Source organism: Pseudoalteromonas sp. T1lg21, assembly GCF_002964625.1.
GTDB classification, from domain to species: domain Bacteria; phylum Pseudomonadota; class Gammaproteobacteria; order Enterobacterales; family Alteromonadaceae; genus Pseudoalteromonas; species Pseudoalteromonas gelatinilytica.
Window position 1 is genome coordinate 195973 of sequence record NZ_PQBX01000060.1, and the last position, 17123, is coordinate 213095.

The window sequence follows — 17123 nt, forward strand, 5'->3', positions numbered from 1 at the left end:
CATGACTAAGCCTTCGTTTCATACCGGACGTCCTGTACATGCCAGTGAAGCAGTCGATGAATTACTGGAAAACTGGCCGATTCCTGATGTTGCACAAGATACCCGAAAACTGGCAGGGCGCTCTACAGCGTATGGCACGCCATTAGCTGACCTATACCGCAAAGAGCAGCAAAAACAGCAGGTTGAAGAACAACCTGAAGAGCCTGAGATCCCAGCATTAACCATGGCAGAGCTTGAGCGAATTCGTCAAGATGCCTTTGAAGAAGGGTTAAAGCAAGGCCATGAACAAGGCTACATTGATGGCTTTGAAAAGGGCGCACATGAAGGTAAAGAAGCGGGCTTTAAAGAAGGCGTTGAACTTGGTAAAGAACAAGGCCAAGAAGAAATCAAGCCAATTTTAGAAGAGCAACTAACCACGTTAAGAAGCTTACTTGATAGCTTATCTCAGCCATTATCAAAAGTTGATGAAAGTGCAGAGAAGCAGTTAGTGCAGTTAGCAGTGATGCTGACAGAGGTCTTAGTTTACCAAGAAATTAAAACCTCCCCAGAGATTATTTTGCATGCATTAAAGCAAGCCATTGAGCATTAGGTGAAGAGCAAGCGAAAGTACGTATTCACTTACATCCTGATGACATCGCTTTAATTACCGAAAGTTATGGCGAACAAACCATTGCAGATAACCATTGGCAGTTAGTGGCTGAGCCAACCTTAGAGCGCGGTGGTTGTGAAATTAAAACCCCGCAATCATCGCTCGATATGACAATAAAAACCCGCGTCAAAGAAACGTTGGAAAACTTTTTGCATAGTAGTGGTATCTAACACTTTTTAGGCTCATCATGAGTGCTCAATCAATGACTCTTAGCGAACGCTTACAGCGCTATGAAAAACATATCAAGACTCCTAAACCGGCTGTTGCCGGTATTCTGACGCGTGTTGTCGGTTTAACACTGGAAGCAAAAGGTCTTAGAGCGCCTGTTGGCAGTCAATGTAAAATTGAGACGATAAACGGCTTTGTTGATGCTGAAGTTGTGGGGTTTAACGACCAAACACTTTATTTAATGCCAAATGATCACATCTCTGGCGTACTGCCTGGTGCGCGAGTTATCCCAAAAGTAAACGAAACCGGGTTGCCGGTTGGCATGAGCTTACTTGGCCGAGTGGTGGATGGTCTTGGTCGCCCACTTGATGGCTTAGGTGCCATTAATGCTGAGCATCACCTAAAGTTTGCGCAAAACCCAATTAACCCACTGGCAAGACGTCCAATTAGTCAGCCTATGGACGTGGGTGTACGAGCCATCAATTCTGTTATTACAGTAGGTCAAGGCCAGCGGATGGGTCTGTTTGCAGGCTCTGGTGTCGGTAAGTCAGTGTTACTGGGGATGATGACCCGCGGATCTGAAGCGGATGTGATCGTGGTAGGGCTTGTGGGTGAGCGTGGCCGTGAGGTAAAAGAATTCATTGAAGAAATCCTTGGCGTTGAAGGTCGTAAGCGCTCAGTGGTGGTTGCAGCTCCTGCCGATGCTTCGCCATTAATGCGTTTAAAAGGCTGTGAAAGTGCGGTGACCATTGCAGAATACTTTCGCGATCAAGGCCTTAACGTATTGTTATTACTTGACTCTGTTACCCGTTATGCCATGGCGCAACGTGAAATCGCCTTAGCGGTTGGCGAGCCTCCGGCAACCAAAGGTTACCCGCCTTCAGTGTTTGCTAAATTGCCTGCGCTGGTGGAGCGTGCTGGTAATGGTGGTGAAGGGCAAGGTGCCATTACAGCGTTCTTCACTGTACTTAGTGAGGGCGATGATATGCAAGACCCAATCGCTGACTCGGCCCGCGCTATTTTAGATGGTCACATTGTTTTATCTCGAGATTTAGCCGACAGTGGTCATTATCCAGCCATTGATATCGAAAAATCGATTTCTCGTGTTATGCCACAGGTTGTTTCAGAAGCGCATATGCAACAAGCCCGAGTGCTTAAGCAAGTGTATTCAATGTATCAACAGAACAAAGACATGATCACGTTAGGGGCCTATCAAAAAGGCACCGACCCTATGCTCGACCAAGCAATCAATATGATGCCGCGAGTCAATCAATTCCTTCAGCAAGGCATGAAAGACGTTATTAGTTATGATGATGGTCTGCAAGGTCTTGCGCAGTTATTAGGACAAGGCTAATGGCTAAAAGTAAACTTGATTTATTGTTAAAACTTGAGAGCGATAAAGAAGAATCGTTACGTATGGATTACTTAAAAGCGCAGCAGCACTTACAAAGTAATCAACAAAAACTACAAGGGTTGAATAACTTTCGCATGGAGTATTCTCAGCAGTTACATTTGAAAGGGCGCTCAGGTTTGTCTAGTGCCGGGTTTAGTCAATATCATGCGTTTATCGCGAAAATTGAAGAAGCAATACGCCAGCAAGCAAGTACTGTGAATACCGCAAAACAGGTGGTTACGCAGCGAAAAGCCTTGTGGTTAAAACAGCAAGTTAAAGCAAAAGCAGTGGCAAAGTTGATTGAAAAGCAAGCTGAAAAGCAAGCGATGCTGGTGGCGAAAGCAGAGCAAAAAATGTTAGACGAATTCGCTTCAAATCAGTTTTATCAGCGTCAGCTTAAAAACGCACTTCTCTAAAATTCTAACCTTTTTAGGCATGTTAATTGCATTTGTTTAATCAGAAGCATTAATTTTGGCACTTGCGGCGGCAAATTGCCTCATTTCTTTAGGTTACTAGGTTAGGTGAATTATGGCGATCAGTGATATCAATTTGCAGGTTAAAACTGAGCAAGGTACTGGTTTTTCAGGCAAAGACATAGAGTCTAACGATAAAGCATCTGGATTAAGCTTTTTAACTTCACTCACAGAAGCAAGTGAAGCGGCAAACGCGCATGCAAGTACCAAATCTCAACCAAAAAGTGATACCGACACTGACTCTGTTGATGAAACTAAAGCTATTAGTCTTTCTGAAGAGCCTAAATCAGATGCCAAATTAGGTGATGAGAACACAACTAGTGATGCTAAAGTTGCAACTGCTACCACGTCTACAGAGCAGCAATCTAAAACAAGTCCAGATATTCATAATGAAGCTGTAATTAAAGAGCAAGGCGATGAACTCGCGCTTGTCGAAGACGAAGAAAATTCATTACTTTCACAAATAAATGCAGCTCAAGCAATGAGTACGAAAGTTAATAAACTGATTGAAAATAATGAGTTTAGTCCGGTGGTTGTTGATAAAAAGCCAATGCCAATCGATACTATTACACCGGTTATACCGTCACCGATGACAGAGGTTGCAAAGACCGATGAGTCAAAAATCGTAGCACAAGATGACAATTCTGTATCAAGCTTATTACACAAGTCAAAAGTTGCGACAGCGGTTGATAGCCAATTAAAAGCGATGGGTGATTTACCGCCAAAAGATAGCGTGACCCCTATTGTTGATAGCCCATTAACAGATAAAGAAAAGCAGGGTGTGTCTGCTGTTAATACGCCTGATACAAAACCTCAGGTGGCTAACATTGCCAGTGCAGCACAAGTAACTGACAACAAAGAAACACCAGTTGATATAGACGCTCTGTTAAATAACGCCCAAAAACAATCAGCGAATGTAGACACATTAAAATCATCTGAAGAAAAAGTGCCTGATGCAAATGAGACAAGCAAAGTTGCTTTAAACAAACTACTTAGCGATACAGATAATGGCACTCAAAGTGATGTGAAAACGGCTGATGTGACGGCAAAGCAAGCACAAAACAACGGTGATAAGTCAGCGGTAAATCTAGCTACTGATGAGTTGGTAGTTCAAAAAAGCGATGCAGCAAGCGCAGCGAGAACATCAGACAAACCAACTGACGCAGCAATCAAGTTAGAACTAGCATTTACAGAAAAACCAGTAACAGATAAGTCAATCGTTAGCCTATTTGCAAAAGTGCAAAGTGGTGATGGACAAGCGGTAAGTGAGTTCGCTAAGGGGTTATCTTTAACGTCTGAACAACAAAAGCAACTTGAGCAACAAATAAATCAACTAAAAGCTGATAACAAGCTTGGTGCTGATGAGGTGGCAACAATCAAGTCGCTATTGACTGATGTGATGAGTAGTAAGCCTACAACACAAACTACACAGAGTGTTGTATCACAACAAGCTGTAGAGCCAGAAATTGCTGATGACAGTCAGACGCAGCAAGACGTTAAACTCGCAGATAATAAAGCCCTTGATAGCAAACTGCCTGCAAGCGTAGAAAAGCAGCTTACTGCTCTTAGTAAAGATGAACAGCAAGCACTGTTAAACAAAGTGAATACTCAGTTACAAACGCTAACGCCGGGCACAGCTCAGTACGAAAAATTATCTGCGGCACAAACGGTGCTTACTGAGGCAATTAATACCCCTGCAACAGCCAGTGCAGCGATGCCAGTAAGTGCAGTAACGGTCAATGCTGAAAATAATAAAGCGAAACAAAATAACACAGCGCAAGTTGCAGCGCAGGTGAGTGAAGCGATTGCTGGTGAAGACGTCATTGCAGAGCAAGAGGTTAAGCTCAATAGCGAACGCACCCAAGAAGCTGTGACGCCCCGTGTGGCGCAATTATTTAATCAATTAACGGCGCCTTTGAATACGGCGACTCAAACTGGTGCTTATGAAGTGGCGCATCAGCAATATGAGCAAGCGCTTGATGTACAAACAATGCATACGCAAACCACAGCACAAACGCAGGCTCAATCCAAATCAGTGAGCGTTGACCCTGGTGTAATGCAAGCGATAAACATCATAAAAAGTGATGCAGCGAAGATGCTTCAAGAGCGCGTGAGTGCATTATTAAATATTAATAATAAAGAAGCTGAAATTCGCTTAGACCCGCCAGAAATGGGCAGTATGCAAATTCGTATACGTAGTGATGCTGAGCAAGCTCAAATTAATTTTGTAGTGCAAAATCAGCAGGCTAAAGAGGCATTAGAGCAGTCAATGCCACGTTTAAGAGAAATGTTAGCACAACAAGGGATTGAGCTGGGTGAGAGCAGTATTCAGCAAGGTAGCCCTGAGCAACAAGATGGGCAGTCAGGGCAGGGGCAGTTCGCTGGAAATCAACAAACAGATGAGCAACAACCAGAAGTATCAGCGCAAAGCTCAGAAACTTCTCGACAACAATCTTCATCATCAATAGATTACTATGCATAAGTCCTGCTATTATAAGAAATAAAATAGTTACAGCATGATGGGCTAATAGCTGTAACGCTGAAGGAATTAACAATGGCCGAAGAAGCAAATTTAGAAATAGAAGATACAGGTAAAGGCAAAAAGAAGCTGATTATCATCATTGCTGCTGTAGTGTTGATTGTTGGTGCAGCAGCAGGTTACTTTTTGTTTATGGGTGGTGATGCTCCGGAAGAGAGTTTGGCAGATGAAACAACCGCTGCTGAGGTTGCTGCACCATCAAGTTCGGCACAAGTTGGCTCAGCCCTTTATGTAGCCATGCCTCGTCCATTTGTTTTTAACGTGCCAGGCGCTAGCCGCGACCGAATCGTGCAGATAAAAGTACAGTTGCTAGTGCGTGGTGAAGTAAATGAAGAAACTGCGAAAAAGCATATTCCACTTATCGAAAGTACATTGTTAAGCGTACTTTCTACCACAACAGCTGATGAATTAGGTACCAGCGAAGGTAAAGAATCAGTGCGTGTAGCTGCACTTGAAAAAGTGCAATCAGCATTAAATGATGTTGAAGGCAGCAAAGTGATTGAGCGGGTATTATTTACCGGCTTTGTGATGCAATAAGGGGTCAGCGTGAGCGATTTATTATCTCAAGACGAAATTGATGCGCTCTTACACGGCGTTGATGAAGTCGAAGAGGAAGATATTCACGACGGTGATGATTTAGACAGTAATACTCTACAGTATGACTTCTCATCACAAGATCGTATTGTCCGTGGTCGTATGCCGACCTTGGAAATCGTGAATGAACGTTTTGCCCGTCATATGCGAATTAGCCTATTTAATATGATGCGCCGCACCGCTGAGGTGTCAATTAACGGCGTGCAGATGATTAAGTTTGGCGAATACATCCATACCTTATTCGTGCCAACCAGCTTAAACATGGTCCGTTTTCGTCCGTTAAAAGGGACTGGCTTAATTACCATGGAAGCGCGTTTAGTATTCATTTTGGTGGATAACTTCTTTGGTGGTGATGGCCGTTATCATGCAAAAATTGAAGGCCGTGAATTTACCCCAACAGAGCGCCGTATCGTACAAATGCTGCTTAAAATCATCTTTGAAGATTATAAAGAAGCATGGGCACCAGTTATGGACGTGTCTTTTGAGTACCTTGACTCAGAAGTAAACCCTGCAATGGCTAACATCGTAAGTCCGACCGAAGTCGTTGTTATTAGCTCTTTCCACATTGAGCTTGACGGTGGGGGTGGTGATTTCCATATCGCATTACCTTACTCAATGCTTGAGCCAATCCGTGAATTACTTGATGCTGGTGTGCAATCAGACACTGAAGATACCGACTTGCGTTGGAGTAAGGCACTGCGTGATGAAATCATGGATGTTGAAGTGGATTTATCAACGCAATTACTTGAAGTTGATTTAACGCTGCAACAAATCATGGAGCTTAAAGCTGGCGATATTATCCCTGTTGAAATGCCAGAACATATCACCGTATTTATTGAAGAGCTGCCGACCTTTAGAGCGAAAATGGGTCGTTCTCGTGACAATGTGGCACTCCAAATTAGCGAAAAAATTAAACGCCCTGAATCAGTTAAGTCAGAACTACATGTGTTCACAAAAGGTGGCAAAAAACTGGATTCAGATGCAGAATTAGCAGAACTAGAAGAAGATCTACATTTATCTGAAGGTGTAGATTTAGACTGGTAGTCGATTTATAAGGTTAAACATAATGAGTGATGATCAAGATACAATGGACGAATGGGCAGCGGCCTTAGCCGAAGCTGAGGAAGCCGAAAATGCCTCAAGCGATGCTGCTGTGGCAGAGCTTGATGAATTAAAAGATGAGAGACATGAGCTCTCTGGCGATGAAAAACGCAAACTCGATACCATCTTAGACATTCCCGTCACTATTTCGATGGAAGTGGGTCGTTCAAAAATCAATATTCGTAACTTACTACAGCTAAACCAAGGTTCAGTGGTTGAACTAGACCGTGTTGCTGGTGAGCCTCTTGATGTGTTGGTTAATGGGACGCTTATCGCTCACGGTGAAGTCGTTGTGGTAAACGATAAGTTTGGTATTCGTTTAACTGACGTTATTAGCCAAGTTGAACGTATTAAAAAGTTACGATGAATGTGTTAATCGCTTTAGCGAGTGCGTCGAGCACTGCATTTCCAACGGCATCACCTACGGCAGATTTACTGTCTATGGTGATGTCTTTGCTTTTAGTGTTGGTCGTTATTATTGCATTGGCTTTTTTGGTAAAAAAATTAAACCCAAATCTTGCCAATAGTGATGAGTTTAAAGTTGTGCGTAGTTTGCCTTTGGGCTCTCGTGAACGCTTAATGGTCATTGAAATTGATAACGCTCAGCACTTAATTGGTGTGACCCCGCACAGTATTAATTACCTGCACAAGCTAGAAACACCATTACAAGAAAAAGAATTGCCAGAGCTTGCTAAAAAATTTGGTAAGTTACTGAACCCACAATCACCTTCAAATAAAAAGAATTAACGCTATGATCAAGTGGATACTTATTTTAGCAAGTGTGTTATTTCTGCCATCAGTTAATGCTGAGGGTATAGAAGCACTGACCATTACCACCAACCCTGATGGTTCTCAAGATTACTCTGTGACGCTACAAGTGTTAGCGATAATGACAGCGCTGAGTTTTATCCCAGCTGCGGTCATTATGATGACATCATTCACTCGGATCATTGTGGTATTGGCTATTTTGCGTCAGGCAATCGGTCTGCAACAAACTCCATCGAATCAAATATTGTTAGGTATGTCACTGTTTTTAAGTATCTTTATTATGGCGCCAATTTATCAACAGGTGAATGAGCGTGCTATAGAGCCTTACTTAAATGAACAGGTTACCTCCGTGCAAGCGTTAGAGCTTGCCAAAGAGCCAATGAAGGCGTTTATGCTTTCGCAAGTTAGGGTTAAAGATTTAGAAACCTTCGCGAAAATAGCCGGTTACGACAAACTCGATTCGCCAGAAGACACGCCGCTTATTGTGTTGATCCCTGCGTTTGTTACCAGCGAACTGCAAACAGCCTTTATCATTGGCTTTATGTTTTTTATCCCATTTTTGATTGTGGATTTAGTCGTCGCTTCGGTATTAATGGCAATGGGTATGATGATGCTTTCACCAATGATTGTGTCGTTACCCTTTAAGATCATGCTATTTGTGTTAGTGGATGGTTGGAGCCTAGTAATGGGCACGCTTGCGAAGAGTTTTGGGCTTGGGGTATAGCGATGCAATTCAAGGCACTTAATTAGGTCGGAGGCACAAAATGGAACCAGAAATTTTTGTCGATATACTCAGTGATGCTTTGTTTTTAGTCATTAAATTAGTATCGGCTATTGTGGTGCCAGGCTTGTTAGTTGGTCTTGTTGTTGCTGTTTTCCAAGCGGCAACCTCAATCAATGAGCAAACATTAAGCTTTTTACCACGCTTACTAATCACTATCAGTGCGCTTATTGTTGGCGGTCACTGGTTTACCCAAGAACTCATGGATTATTTTATTCGATTAGTGATGTCGATACCGGAGATTGCAGGCTAAATGGAATTTCCGTTTGCTGTCATCATTCAATGGCTCAGCGACTTTTTGCTGCCTTTGGTGCGTATTAGTTCCATGATTATGATCATGGCAGGGCTTGGCGCCAGGAATGTACCAACCCGTATTAAGCTAGGTTTAGCTGTGGTGGTCACCTTTGTCGCTGTGCCTATGCTGCCGCAAGCAACTTTTAATAATCTGTTCTCGTTTGAAATGGTTCTTGTGGTAATTCAGCAAATGCTGATCGGTGTGGCAATCGGGTTCGCATCAACCTTACTCCTTAATACCTTTGTTCTTGCTGGACAAATACTTGCGATGCAAACCGGTCTTGGTTTTGCGTCTGTTGTTGACCCATCAAATGGCTTAAACGTGCCAGCAGTTGGTCAGTTTTATTTGATTCTGGCGACCTTACTGTTTTTTGTTTTTAATGGTCATTTAATGATGATCCAAATGGTCATTCATAGTTTTGAAGTGTTACCAATCGATGGTAATTGGTGGTCAGTTGATCACTACTGGGATATCGTTACGTGGGGTGGCTGGATGTTCACTACCGCTTTGGTACTTGCTTTAGCACCACTGACAGCCATGCTGGTGATTAACATGTCGTTTGGTGTAATGACCCGTGCAGCACCGCAGTTAAATATTTTTTCGATTGGTTTTCCGTTTACCTTAGTGGCAGGGCTCGTGATTATTTGGGCAACGCTAGGTAACTTCATGACTCAATTTGAGTTTCAGTGGTTAAAAATGGTTGAGTTAATGTGCAGCCTTGTTGGTTGTACACCTTAGGAGCACGCCATGGCTGATGATTCAGGTCAAGAAAAAACCGAAGAACCCACCGGGAAAAAAATAGACGACGCCAAGAAAAAGGGTCAGGTTGCTCGCTCGAAAGAGCTAGGCACCATGTTCGTACTTATCTTCTCGGCAGTCTCGCTATTGCTGTATGGCCCTGAAATTGGCAAAGGTCTGTATAATGTGATGGGGCGTTTATTAAGCCTTAATCGCAATGAAACCTACGATACCACTAAGATGTTTTCAGTGTGGGGCATAGTCGCAGATGCGTTATTATTCCCCATGGCTATGTTTGTATTGATCATCGTGATAGCCGCTTTTATTGGTAATACGCTCTTAGGTGGCTATAACTTCAGCTGGCAAGCGGCAGCACCAAAAGCAAGTAAAATGTCGCCAGCAAAAGGCATTAAACGTATGCTCGGCCCGCAAGCAGGGGTAGAGCTGGTTAAGTCAATTTTAAAATTTGTTGTGGTTGCCGGTTTTGCGGTGTTCTTAATTAATACCTTCTTCGATGAAATTCTGCATTTAAGTATTGAAAGCGCGCCGGGTAATTTTATTCATGCTCTCGAAATCTTATCTTGGATGTTCTTAGGTTTGACTTGTACTTTGATACTCATTGCTGCGATTGATGCCCCTTATCAAAGCCATAAGCACCACAAACAGCTAAAAATGACCCTACAAGAGGTGAAAGACGAATATAAAAACTCTGAGGGTGATCCGCAAATAAAAGCCCGTATCCGTCGTACACAGCGTGAAATGTCGCAAAGACGGATGATGCAAGATGTACCCGATGCCGATGTTATCGTAACCAACCCGACGCACTACTCAGTCGCGCTTAAGTACGACACAGCCAAGGCTGGCGCACCAATTGTGATTGCCAAAGGGGTCGATGAGCTTGCCATGCAAATTCGTAAAGTAGGTAAGGGGAATGATGTCCCCATTGTTGAATCGCCAATGCTTACACGTGCCCTGTATCACACCACCGATGTCGGCCATCAAATACCCGATCAGCTATTCACTGCTGTTGCGCAAGTTCTGGCTTATGTCTTCCAATTAAAACGCTTCCAAAAAGGACGTGGAAAACGCCCTGTACCCCTCAATAAAAAGCTCCCAATACCCGATGCTTATAAATATTAATAAGTAGCAATGTAACTTGGAATAGTTATTGCAAATTCCGTGTAGTGTCAATTTTTTGAAATTGTTGAATTATGGAATTTAAAGCGGTATTACAACAACTTAACAGAGATAAAAAAGAATATGCGAAGGGTATCGGCACGCCATTAATGGTACTTGCAGCGCTGGGCATGGTGATTTTACCCCTGCCACCATTTCTTTTAGATATTCTTTTTTCGTTTAATATCGCGTTAGCACTGGTGGTGTTGCTGGTCACGGTTTACACCATGAAACCCCTTGAATTTGGTATGTTCCCCGCGGTACTACTGATTGCAACTATCATGCGCTTAGCGCTGAATGTCGCGAGTACCCGTGTAGTATTACTCGAAGGTCATAATGGTGGAGATGCAGCCGGTAAAGTTATCGAGGCCTTTGGCTCGGTTGTTATCGGCGGTAACTATGCTGTTGGTTTAGTGGTCTTCCTGATTTTAATCATTATTAACTTTGTGGTTATCACCAAAGGTGCTGGCCGTATTTCAGAAGTATCAGCTCGCTTTACTCTTGATGCAATGCCAGGTAAACAAATGGCGATTGACGCTGACTTAAACGCTGGTTTTATCAGTGCAGAGCAAGCCCGTGAACGCCGTGAAGAAGTGACCCGCGAAGCCGATTTCTATGGTTCAATGGATGGTGCGAGTAAGTTCGTAAAAGGCGATGCAATAGCGGGTATCGTTATTCTAGTGATTAACATCGTTGGTGGTTTATTTGTTGGTATGATCCAACATGATTTATCGTTCAGCCGTGCGATGGAAGTGTATACTTTACTAACCATTGGTGATGGTCTTGTTGCACAGCTACCTTCACTGTTACTGTCAATCGGTACTGCAATCGTCGTTACTCGTCAAAATGAATCGCACAATATGGGCGATCAAGTTAAGAACCAGTTAGGTAACGAAAAGTCTCTTTATATCGCATCAGGTATTTTGATCATCATGGGTCTAGTACCAGGTATGCCGCATATCGCATTTTTAAGTTTAGGTGCATTACTGGGTTACCTTGCTTATTTCACCCAACAACAAAAAGCCAAAGCTGAAGCAGAAAAAGCAGAGCAAGAAGCAAATGGTGGTGCGCCAGGTACAGGTGTTGCTAATAAACAAGAGCAAAAAGAGCTTGGCTGGGATGACGTACAGCAAGTTGATGTTATTGGTTTAGAAGTAGGTTATCGCTTAATTCCACTTGTTGACCAATCTCAAGGTGGGGAACTGTTAAATCGTATCAAAGGTGTGCGTAAGAAACTGTCTCAGGAGCTTGGCTTCTTGGTACCTCCTGTGCACATTCGCGATAACTTAGAACTTGATCCGAATGCTTACAGAATCACTATGATGGGTGTTTCAAGCGGTGAGGGTGAGTTGAAACATGGTGATGAGTTAGCAATCAACCCAGGCCAAGTATTTGGTCCAATCAAAGGGGTTGCAACAAAAGATCCTGCATTTGGTCTAGATGCGGTTTGGATCAAACCAGATCAAAAAGATGAAGCACAGTCACTTGGCTATACTGTGGTTGATTCAGCGACTGTGGTTGCAACTCATATTAGTCAGTTACTCACTAATAGCGCAGCTTTACTACTGGGTCATGAAGAAGTTCAAAACTTATTAGATATGTTAGCGAAGAGCCATCCTCGACTTGTTGAAGGTCTGGTTCCTGACGTATTACCACTTACTACTGTTGTTAAAGTGCTACAAAACTTACTCAATGAAGGGGTAGCAATTCGCGATATGCGTTCAATTGTTCAAACCCTTGTTGAGTATGGCCCGCGTAGCCAAGACCCTGATGTACTAACGGCTGCAGTGCGAATTTCACTGCGCAGACTTATCGTTCAAGACGCTGTTGGTATGTCTTCTGAGATCCCTGTCATAACCTTGGCGCCTGAGTTGGAACAGATGTTGCATCAGTCACTTCAGAATGCAGGTGACGAAGGTGCCGGAATAGAGCCAGGCCTTGCAGAGCGACTTCAACAATCATTGAATGAAGCGCATCAAAACCAAGAAATGGCCGGTGAACCTTCGATACTGTTAACGTCAGGAATGTTACGTACTGTGTTATCTCGATTCGTTAAGTACACCATCCCAGGTTTAAGGGTGATGTCTTACCAAGAGGTACCAGACGAAAGACAGATTAAGATTGTCAGCTCAGTAGGCCAACAATAGGATAGTAAAGGGGTTGAACCATGAAAATTAAACGTTTTTTTGCTAAAGATATGCGCACAGCACTGAAAGAAGTGAAAGATGAACTAGGTGTTGATGCGGTTATTATGTCGAACAAAAAGCTTGCTAACGGTGTTGAAATCGTTGCAGCAGTTGACTATGACAAAGCAGCCCCGAAAGCCGAAGCAGCACCTGTGGTGCAAGCAAAACCTGCACCACAGCATAACTTTGTTAAGCCAGAGCCAATGCGTGCCAAGCCTGAGCCGCAAGCTAAAGTTGCGGATAGCCTACAAGCGTTACTTGAGCGTCAAGCCCCACGCCCTCGTTCGCCAGAGCTTGCATCAATGTTTAGCCAATCTGGTATCGATACCAGTGAACACTATCAGCCTAAAGCACCTAGCTATCAGCAACAACAACCTGAGTATGCACACGCTCCTCGTTTTCAACAACAAGCAGCGCCTCGTGTGCAAACTCAAGCGCATAGCTTAGGTTTTGATGACGACTTAGATTCTGGTTTTGATGATTTAGATTCACCAGCAGAGCACAAAAGCGCTGCGCCAGCTAATCAGTCAGAAATGACGACCATGCGCGAAGAAATGAACGCGATCCGTCAATTACTTGAACACCAAGTTTCTGGCTTAATGCAACAAGACATGGCCCGTCGCGATCCGACTCGTGCGTGTATGATTGACCGCTTAGCTGGTATGGGCATTGAGCGTGATGTAGCAGAGCAAATGGCGTGTTTCATTCCTGACGATGTATCTCGCCAACAAGCATGGCAAGCATTACTGCAAATGGTTGAAAACCAAATGCATACAACGAATAACGAAATATTGCGTCAAGGCGGTGTATTTGCGTTAGTGGGACCAACAGGCGTTGGTAAAACTACTACAGTTGCAAAACTAGCTGCATTAGGTGCGCAAAAATATGGCGCCGATAAAGTGGCGTTGATCACTACTGATACTTACAGAATTGGTGCCTACGAACAATTGGCGACTTATGGTCGTATTATTGGTTGTGGCGTAAAGCAAGTAAAAGATGCGAATGAATTAGCAGAAGTGTTATACCATTTACGTAATAAGCGTCTAGTATTAATAGACACAGCGGGTATGAGCCAACGCGACTTACGTTTAACTGAGCAATTAAACACCCTAATGCGTAATCAGCGTGTTGATATTCGTAGTTATTTAGTATTAAGTGCAACAGCACAGATTAATGTCTTGCAAGAAACCGTAAGACACTTTAAAAAGGTTCACCTAAGTGGCTGTATCTTCACTAAATTGGATGAATCTTTAAGTTTAGGTGAGATTATTAGCATAGCGATTCAAAATCGTCTGCCAATAGGGTATCTTACTAACGGTCAGCGCGTTCCTGAGGATATTCGCGTAGCGAATGCTGAAAAACTAGTGAAAAAAGCTGAACAATTGTATTTAAAACGAGCAAAAGCACAACATTCAAGACGTCAAGCAGTAGCGTCGAACACAGTAGGGATGTATGATTAACACAGTATTAGATCAAGCAAGCGGCCTGCGCAAAATGAATCAAAATAATAATAGTGGCGTTAAAGTTATCGCTGTTACTGGCGGTAAAGGTGGTGTGGGTAAAACCAACGTTTCACTCAATACCGCAATTGCATTAGGTCAGCTAGGTAATCGTGTATTAGTACTAGATGCCGATTTAGGTCTGGCAAACTGTGACGTAATGCTTGGCCTTCGTGTTGAACGTAACTTATCTCATGTTTTATCAGGCGAGTGTGAGCTTGATGAAATTCTTGTTGAAGGCCCTGCAGGCATCAAAATTGTACCAGCAACGTCTGGCTCACAAAGCATGGTGGAATTAACACCTTCAGAGCATGCTGGCCTTATTCGCGCTTTTAGCGAGTTAAACACTGAGTTTGATATTTTAATTGTCGATACCGCCGCGGGTATTTCTGACATGGTATTAAGCTTTTCTCGTGCAGCCCAAGATGTTGTTGTGGTTGTATGTGATGAACCTACCTCAATTACCGATGCTTACGCACTTATTAAAGTCCTGAGCCGCGAGCATGGCGTATACAAATTTAAAATTGTTGCCAATATGGTGCGCAGTATGCGTGAAGGGCAAGAATTATTTGCTAAACTTTCAAAAGTAACGGATCGTTTTTTAGATGTTTCAATGGAGTTAGTTGCAACCATTCCTTATGACGAGAACATGCGTAAATCAACGCGTCGTCAAAAAGTGATTGTTGAATTATTCCCGAACTCACCGGCAGCGGTGGCGTTTAAAACATTAGCAACAAAAGCAGTTAAGTGGCCGATCCCTAATCAACCGTCTGGCCATTTAGAATTTTTTATTGAAAAACTAGTAAACGGCTAACTATGACAACATCGGTGAATAAAGCGATGGGATATCAATCAGCACAGAATCTGAATGCGATTGTTGAAAAACATGCCTCTTTAGTTAAAAAAGTGGCGTGCCATCTAATTGCTCGTTTACCTGCCAGTGTACAACTCGATGATTTAATTCAATCAGGTATGATTGGCCTGATTGAAGCGTCAAAAAACTTTGATGCAAGCAAAGGTGCAAGCTTCGAAACTTTCGCAGGTATTCGTATTCGTGGTGCGATGTTAGACGAAATTCGTAGAGGTGATTGGGCTCCTCGCTCAGTTCACCGCAATGCCCGCCTTGTGGCTGAAACCATATCTGAATTAGAAAGTACGCTAAATCGTGAACCAAAAGACACTGAAGTAGCTGAAAAACTTGATATTACACTGGATGAGTACCATCATATTCTACATGATGTAAATTCGAGTAAAGTATTAGGTATAGAAGACTTAGGCGTAGATGAAGACGTCATCACACCAGTAGGTCAGGATTTAGGACTAGACAAACCGTTTAATAACGTTAAAAATGAGCGGTTTAACCAGTCTCTATTAACGGCAATCCAATCGTTACCAGAAAGAGATGCTCTTGTTTTGTCTTTGTACTACAACGACGAAATGAACTTAAAAGAAATAGGACACATACTCGATGTTAGCGAGTCGCGTGTGAGTCAAATACATGGTCAGGCGATGATTAAGCTCAAAGCAAAAATCAATGACTGGATTAATTAGTAGTAAGTAAATAAAGGTTCAAACCTCACCGGAGGATGTTTTGGATAAAAACATGAAAATTCTTGTTGTTGATGATTTTTCTACAATGAGACGTATCATTAAAAATCTATTAAGGGATTTAGGTTTTACCAATGTGCAGGAAGCTGACGACGGTTCAACAGCATTACCAATGCTACAAAATCAAGAATTTGATTTTGTTGTAACAGATTGGAACATGCCTGGTATGCAAGGTATTGATTTGTTACGCGCAATTCGTGCTGATGATAGCCTTAAGCATATTCCTGTATTAATGGTGACAGCTGAAGCGAAAAAAGAACAAATTGTTGCTGCTGCTCAAGCAGGTGTTAATGGCTATATCGTTAAACCATTCACTGCTGCGACACTTAAAACCAAATTGGAAAAAGTGTTCGAACGTTTAGGTTAATCTAAGGGGAGAGGCTTATGTCAGCACTTGCTGCGCCTCAAATAAGTTTAGAGCAAGCTCGTCAACTTGTTGAGTATCTTGAAAATGGTGAACAAGAAAAAGCCGATAAGCTGATTCTTGAAGCTGCATCGAAAGAACAATCAGAGTTGTTTGCTGAAGTCGGTAAATTGACGCGTCAGCTTCATGAAGCGTTAAAAAACTTTGACTTAGATACTCGTCTCGCCGATTTAACTACCGAAGCGATCCCAGACGCTAAGCAGCGTTTAAATTATGTTATGGAAATGACAGAAAGCGCCGCAAATAAAACCATGGATGCGGTTGAAGCAAGTTTACCGATTGCACAACAACTTGCTGATGAAATCGCAACAATAAAACCCACTTGGGATCGTTTAATGAGCCGAGAAATTGAACTCGGTGAATTTAAATCGTTATGTCATAGCTTAGATAAGTTCATGAATAACTCGCACACCAAAACCGACGAACTACAAGGTTTGATGACTAATGTGTTGATGGCGCAGGACTATCAAGACTTAACGGGGCAGGTTATCCGCCGAGTCATCGAATTAGTGCGAGAAGTAGAAGACAGTTTAATTAATCTCTTAACTGTGTTTGGCAGTCAAGAAGATGGTCATCAACAACAAGAAAAACAGGCCATAGAAAAAGCACCTGCGACCAGTGATACACTAGCAGGTCCTGAAGGGCCGATTATTGATAGTGAGTCTCGCGATGATGTTGTCTCAGGACAAGATGAAGTCGATGACCTATTATCAAGTCTGGGCTTCTAAGAG

General features: G+C 42.9%; 17 protein-coding genes and 1 pseudogene. All 18 read left to right on the forward strand.

Annotated features, from left to right (window positions below; translation table 11 throughout):
- Position 1 precedes the first annotated feature (1 nt).
- A pseudogene (gene fliH / locus C2M25_RS14820) lies at positions 2–819 on the forward strand (flagellar assembly protein FliH).
- Positions 820–836: 17 nt separating this feature from the next.
- Complete coding sequence (gene fliI / locus C2M25_RS14825; protein WP_105181444.1) at positions 837–2171, forward strand: flagellar protein export ATPase FliI; 1335 nt, start codon at positions 837–839, stop codon at positions 2169–2171.
- The gene (fliJ, locus tag C2M25_RS14830; RefSeq protein ID WP_063706592.1) at positions 2171–2626 is read left to right on the forward strand and encodes a flagellar export protein FliJ; all 456 of its coding nucleotides are present in this window, start codon (positions 2171–2173) and stop codon (positions 2624–2626) included. The genes fliI and fliJ overlap by 1 nt, the downstream gene beginning before the upstream one ends.
- 112 nt (positions 2627–2738) lie before the next feature.
- Positions 2739–5165: a flagellar hook-length control protein FliK gene (locus tag C2M25_RS14835; RefSeq protein ID WP_105181445.1), complete on the forward strand. Its 2427-nt coding sequence runs from the start codon at positions 2739–2741 to the stop codon at positions 5163–5165.
- A 72-nt stretch (positions 5166–5237) separates the two neighbouring features.
- Entirely contained in the window at positions 5238–5759 is a 522-nt protein-coding gene (gene fliL / locus C2M25_RS14840; protein WP_063706596.1) for a flagellar basal body-associated protein FliL, read from the forward strand.
- A 9-nt stretch (positions 5760–5768) separates the two neighbouring features.
- Complete coding sequence (gene fliM, locus C2M25_RS14845; protein WP_063706598.1) at positions 5769–6860, forward strand: flagellar motor switch protein FliM; 1092 nt, start codon at positions 5769–5771, stop codon at positions 6858–6860.
- A 22-nt stretch (positions 6861–6882) separates the two neighbouring features.
- Positions 6883–7284: a flagellar motor switch protein FliN gene (gene fliN, locus C2M25_RS14850; RefSeq protein WP_063706600.1), complete on the forward strand. Its 402-nt coding sequence runs from the start codon at positions 6883–6885 to the stop codon at positions 7282–7284.
- On the forward strand, positions 7281–7664 hold the full coding sequence (fliO, locus tag C2M25_RS14855) for a flagellar biosynthetic protein FliO (RefSeq protein ID WP_105181446.1): 384 nt from the start codon (positions 7281–7283) through the stop codon (positions 7662–7664). The genes fliN and fliO overlap by 4 nt, the downstream gene beginning before the upstream one ends.
- 4 nt (positions 7665–7668) lie before the next feature.
- The gene (gene fliP / locus C2M25_RS14860; protein WP_063706604.1) at positions 7669–8409 is read left to right on the forward strand and encodes a flagellar type III secretion system pore protein FliP; all 741 of its coding nucleotides are present in this window, start codon (positions 7669–7671) and stop codon (positions 8407–8409) included.
- A gap of 40 nt (positions 8410–8449) precedes the next feature.
- Positions 8450–8719 carry a flagellar biosynthesis protein FliQ gene (gene fliQ, locus C2M25_RS14865; RefSeq protein ID WP_063706606.1) on the forward strand — a complete coding sequence of 90 codons (270 nt, stop codon included), beginning with the start codon at positions 8450–8452 and terminating at the stop codon, positions 8717–8719.
- Positions 8720–9499 carry a flagellar biosynthetic protein FliR gene (gene fliR, locus C2M25_RS14870; protein WP_063706607.1) on the forward strand — a complete coding sequence of 260 codons (780 nt, stop codon included), beginning with the start codon at positions 8720–8722 and terminating at the stop codon, positions 9497–9499.
- A 9-nt stretch (positions 9500–9508) separates the two neighbouring features.
- Positions 9509–10639, forward strand: a complete 1131-nt coding sequence (flhB, locus tag C2M25_RS14875; RefSeq protein ID WP_105181447.1) for a flagellar biosynthesis protein FlhB — start codon at positions 9509–9511, stop codon at positions 10637–10639.
- A 71-nt stretch (positions 10640–10710) separates the two neighbouring features.
- Positions 10711–12822: a flagellar biosynthesis protein FlhA gene (gene flhA / locus C2M25_RS14880; RefSeq protein WP_063706611.1), complete on the forward strand. Its 2112-nt coding sequence runs from the start codon at positions 10711–10713 to the stop codon at positions 12820–12822.
- A gap of 20 nt (positions 12823–12842) precedes the next feature.
- Entirely contained in the window at positions 12843–14321 is a 1479-nt protein-coding gene (gene flhF / locus C2M25_RS14885) for a flagellar biosynthesis protein FlhF (RefSeq protein WP_105181448.1), read from the forward strand.
- Complete coding sequence (locus tag C2M25_RS14890; RefSeq protein ID WP_036970099.1) at positions 14314–15174, forward strand: MinD/ParA family ATP-binding protein; 861 nt, start codon at positions 14314–14316, stop codon at positions 15172–15174. The genes flhF and C2M25_RS14890 overlap by 8 nt, the downstream gene beginning before the upstream one ends.
- A 26-nt stretch (positions 15175–15200) precedes the next feature.
- Complete coding sequence (locus tag C2M25_RS14895) at positions 15201–15911, forward strand: RNA polymerase sigma factor FliA (RefSeq protein ID WP_054562345.1); 711 nt, start codon at positions 15201–15203, stop codon at positions 15909–15911.
- Positions 15912–15951: 40 nt separating this feature from the next.
- A complete protein-coding gene (cheY, locus tag C2M25_RS14900; protein WP_016708035.1) occupies positions 15952–16335 on the forward strand; it encodes a chemotaxis response regulator CheY in 384 nt (127 codons plus the stop codon).
- Between the two features lie 17 nt (positions 16336–16352).
- Positions 16353–17120, forward strand: coding sequence for a protein phosphatase CheZ (locus tag C2M25_RS14905; RefSeq protein ID WP_063706616.1), 768 nt, complete (start codon positions 16353–16355; stop codon positions 17118–17120).
- The last annotated feature ends 3 nt before the right edge of the window (positions 17121–17123 follow it).

Bases quoted from the DNA above. Each gene is read 5' to 3' on its own strand.
- fliI (WP_105181444.1), top strand. From the start codon at position 837: ATGAGTGCTCAATCAATGACTCTTAGCGAACGCTTACAGCGCTATGAA.
- fliJ (WP_063706592.1), top strand. From the start codon at position 2,171: ATGGCTAAAAGTAAACTTGATTTATTGTTAAAACTTGAGAGCGATAAA.
- C2M25_RS14835 (WP_105181445.1), top strand. From the start codon at position 2,739: ATGGCGATCAGTGATATCAATTTGCAGGTTAAAACTGAGCAAGGTACT.
- fliL (WP_063706596.1), top strand. From the start codon at position 5,238: ATGGCCGAAGAAGCAAATTTAGAAATAGAAGATACAGGTAAAGGCAAA.
- fliN (WP_063706600.1), top strand. From the start codon at position 6,883: ATGAGTGATGATCAAGATACAATGGACGAATGGGCAGCGGCCTTAGCC.
- fliO (WP_105181446.1), top strand. From the start codon at position 7,281: ATGAATGTGTTAATCGCTTTAGCGAGTGCGTCGAGCACTGCATTTCCA.
- fliP (WP_063706604.1), top strand. From the start codon at position 7,669: ATGATCAAGTGGATACTTATTTTAGCAAGTGTGTTATTTCTGCCATCA.
- fliQ (WP_063706606.1), top strand. From the start codon at position 8,450: ATGGAACCAGAAATTTTTGTCGATATACTCAGTGATGCTTTGTTTTTA.
- fliR (WP_063706607.1), top strand. From the start codon at position 8,720: ATGGAATTTCCGTTTGCTGTCATCATTCAATGGCTCAGCGACTTTTTG.
- flhB (WP_105181447.1), top strand. From the start codon at position 9,509: ATGGCTGATGATTCAGGTCAAGAAAAAACCGAAGAACCCACCGGGAAA.
- flhA (WP_063706611.1), top strand. From the start codon at position 10,711: ATGGAATTTAAAGCGGTATTACAACAACTTAACAGAGATAAAAAAGAA.
- flhF (WP_105181448.1), top strand. From the start codon at position 12,843: ATGAAAATTAAACGTTTTTTTGCTAAAGATATGCGCACAGCACTGAAA.
- C2M25_RS14890 (WP_036970099.1), top strand. From the start codon at position 14,314: ATGATTAACACAGTATTAGATCAAGCAAGCGGCCTGCGCAAAATGAAT.
- C2M25_RS14895 (WP_054562345.1), top strand. From the start codon at position 15,201: ATGGGATATCAATCAGCACAGAATCTGAATGCGATTGTTGAAAAACAT.
- C2M25_RS14905 (WP_063706616.1), top strand. From the start codon at position 16,353: ATGTCAGCACTTGCTGCGCCTCAAATAAGTTTAGAGCAAGCTCGTCAA.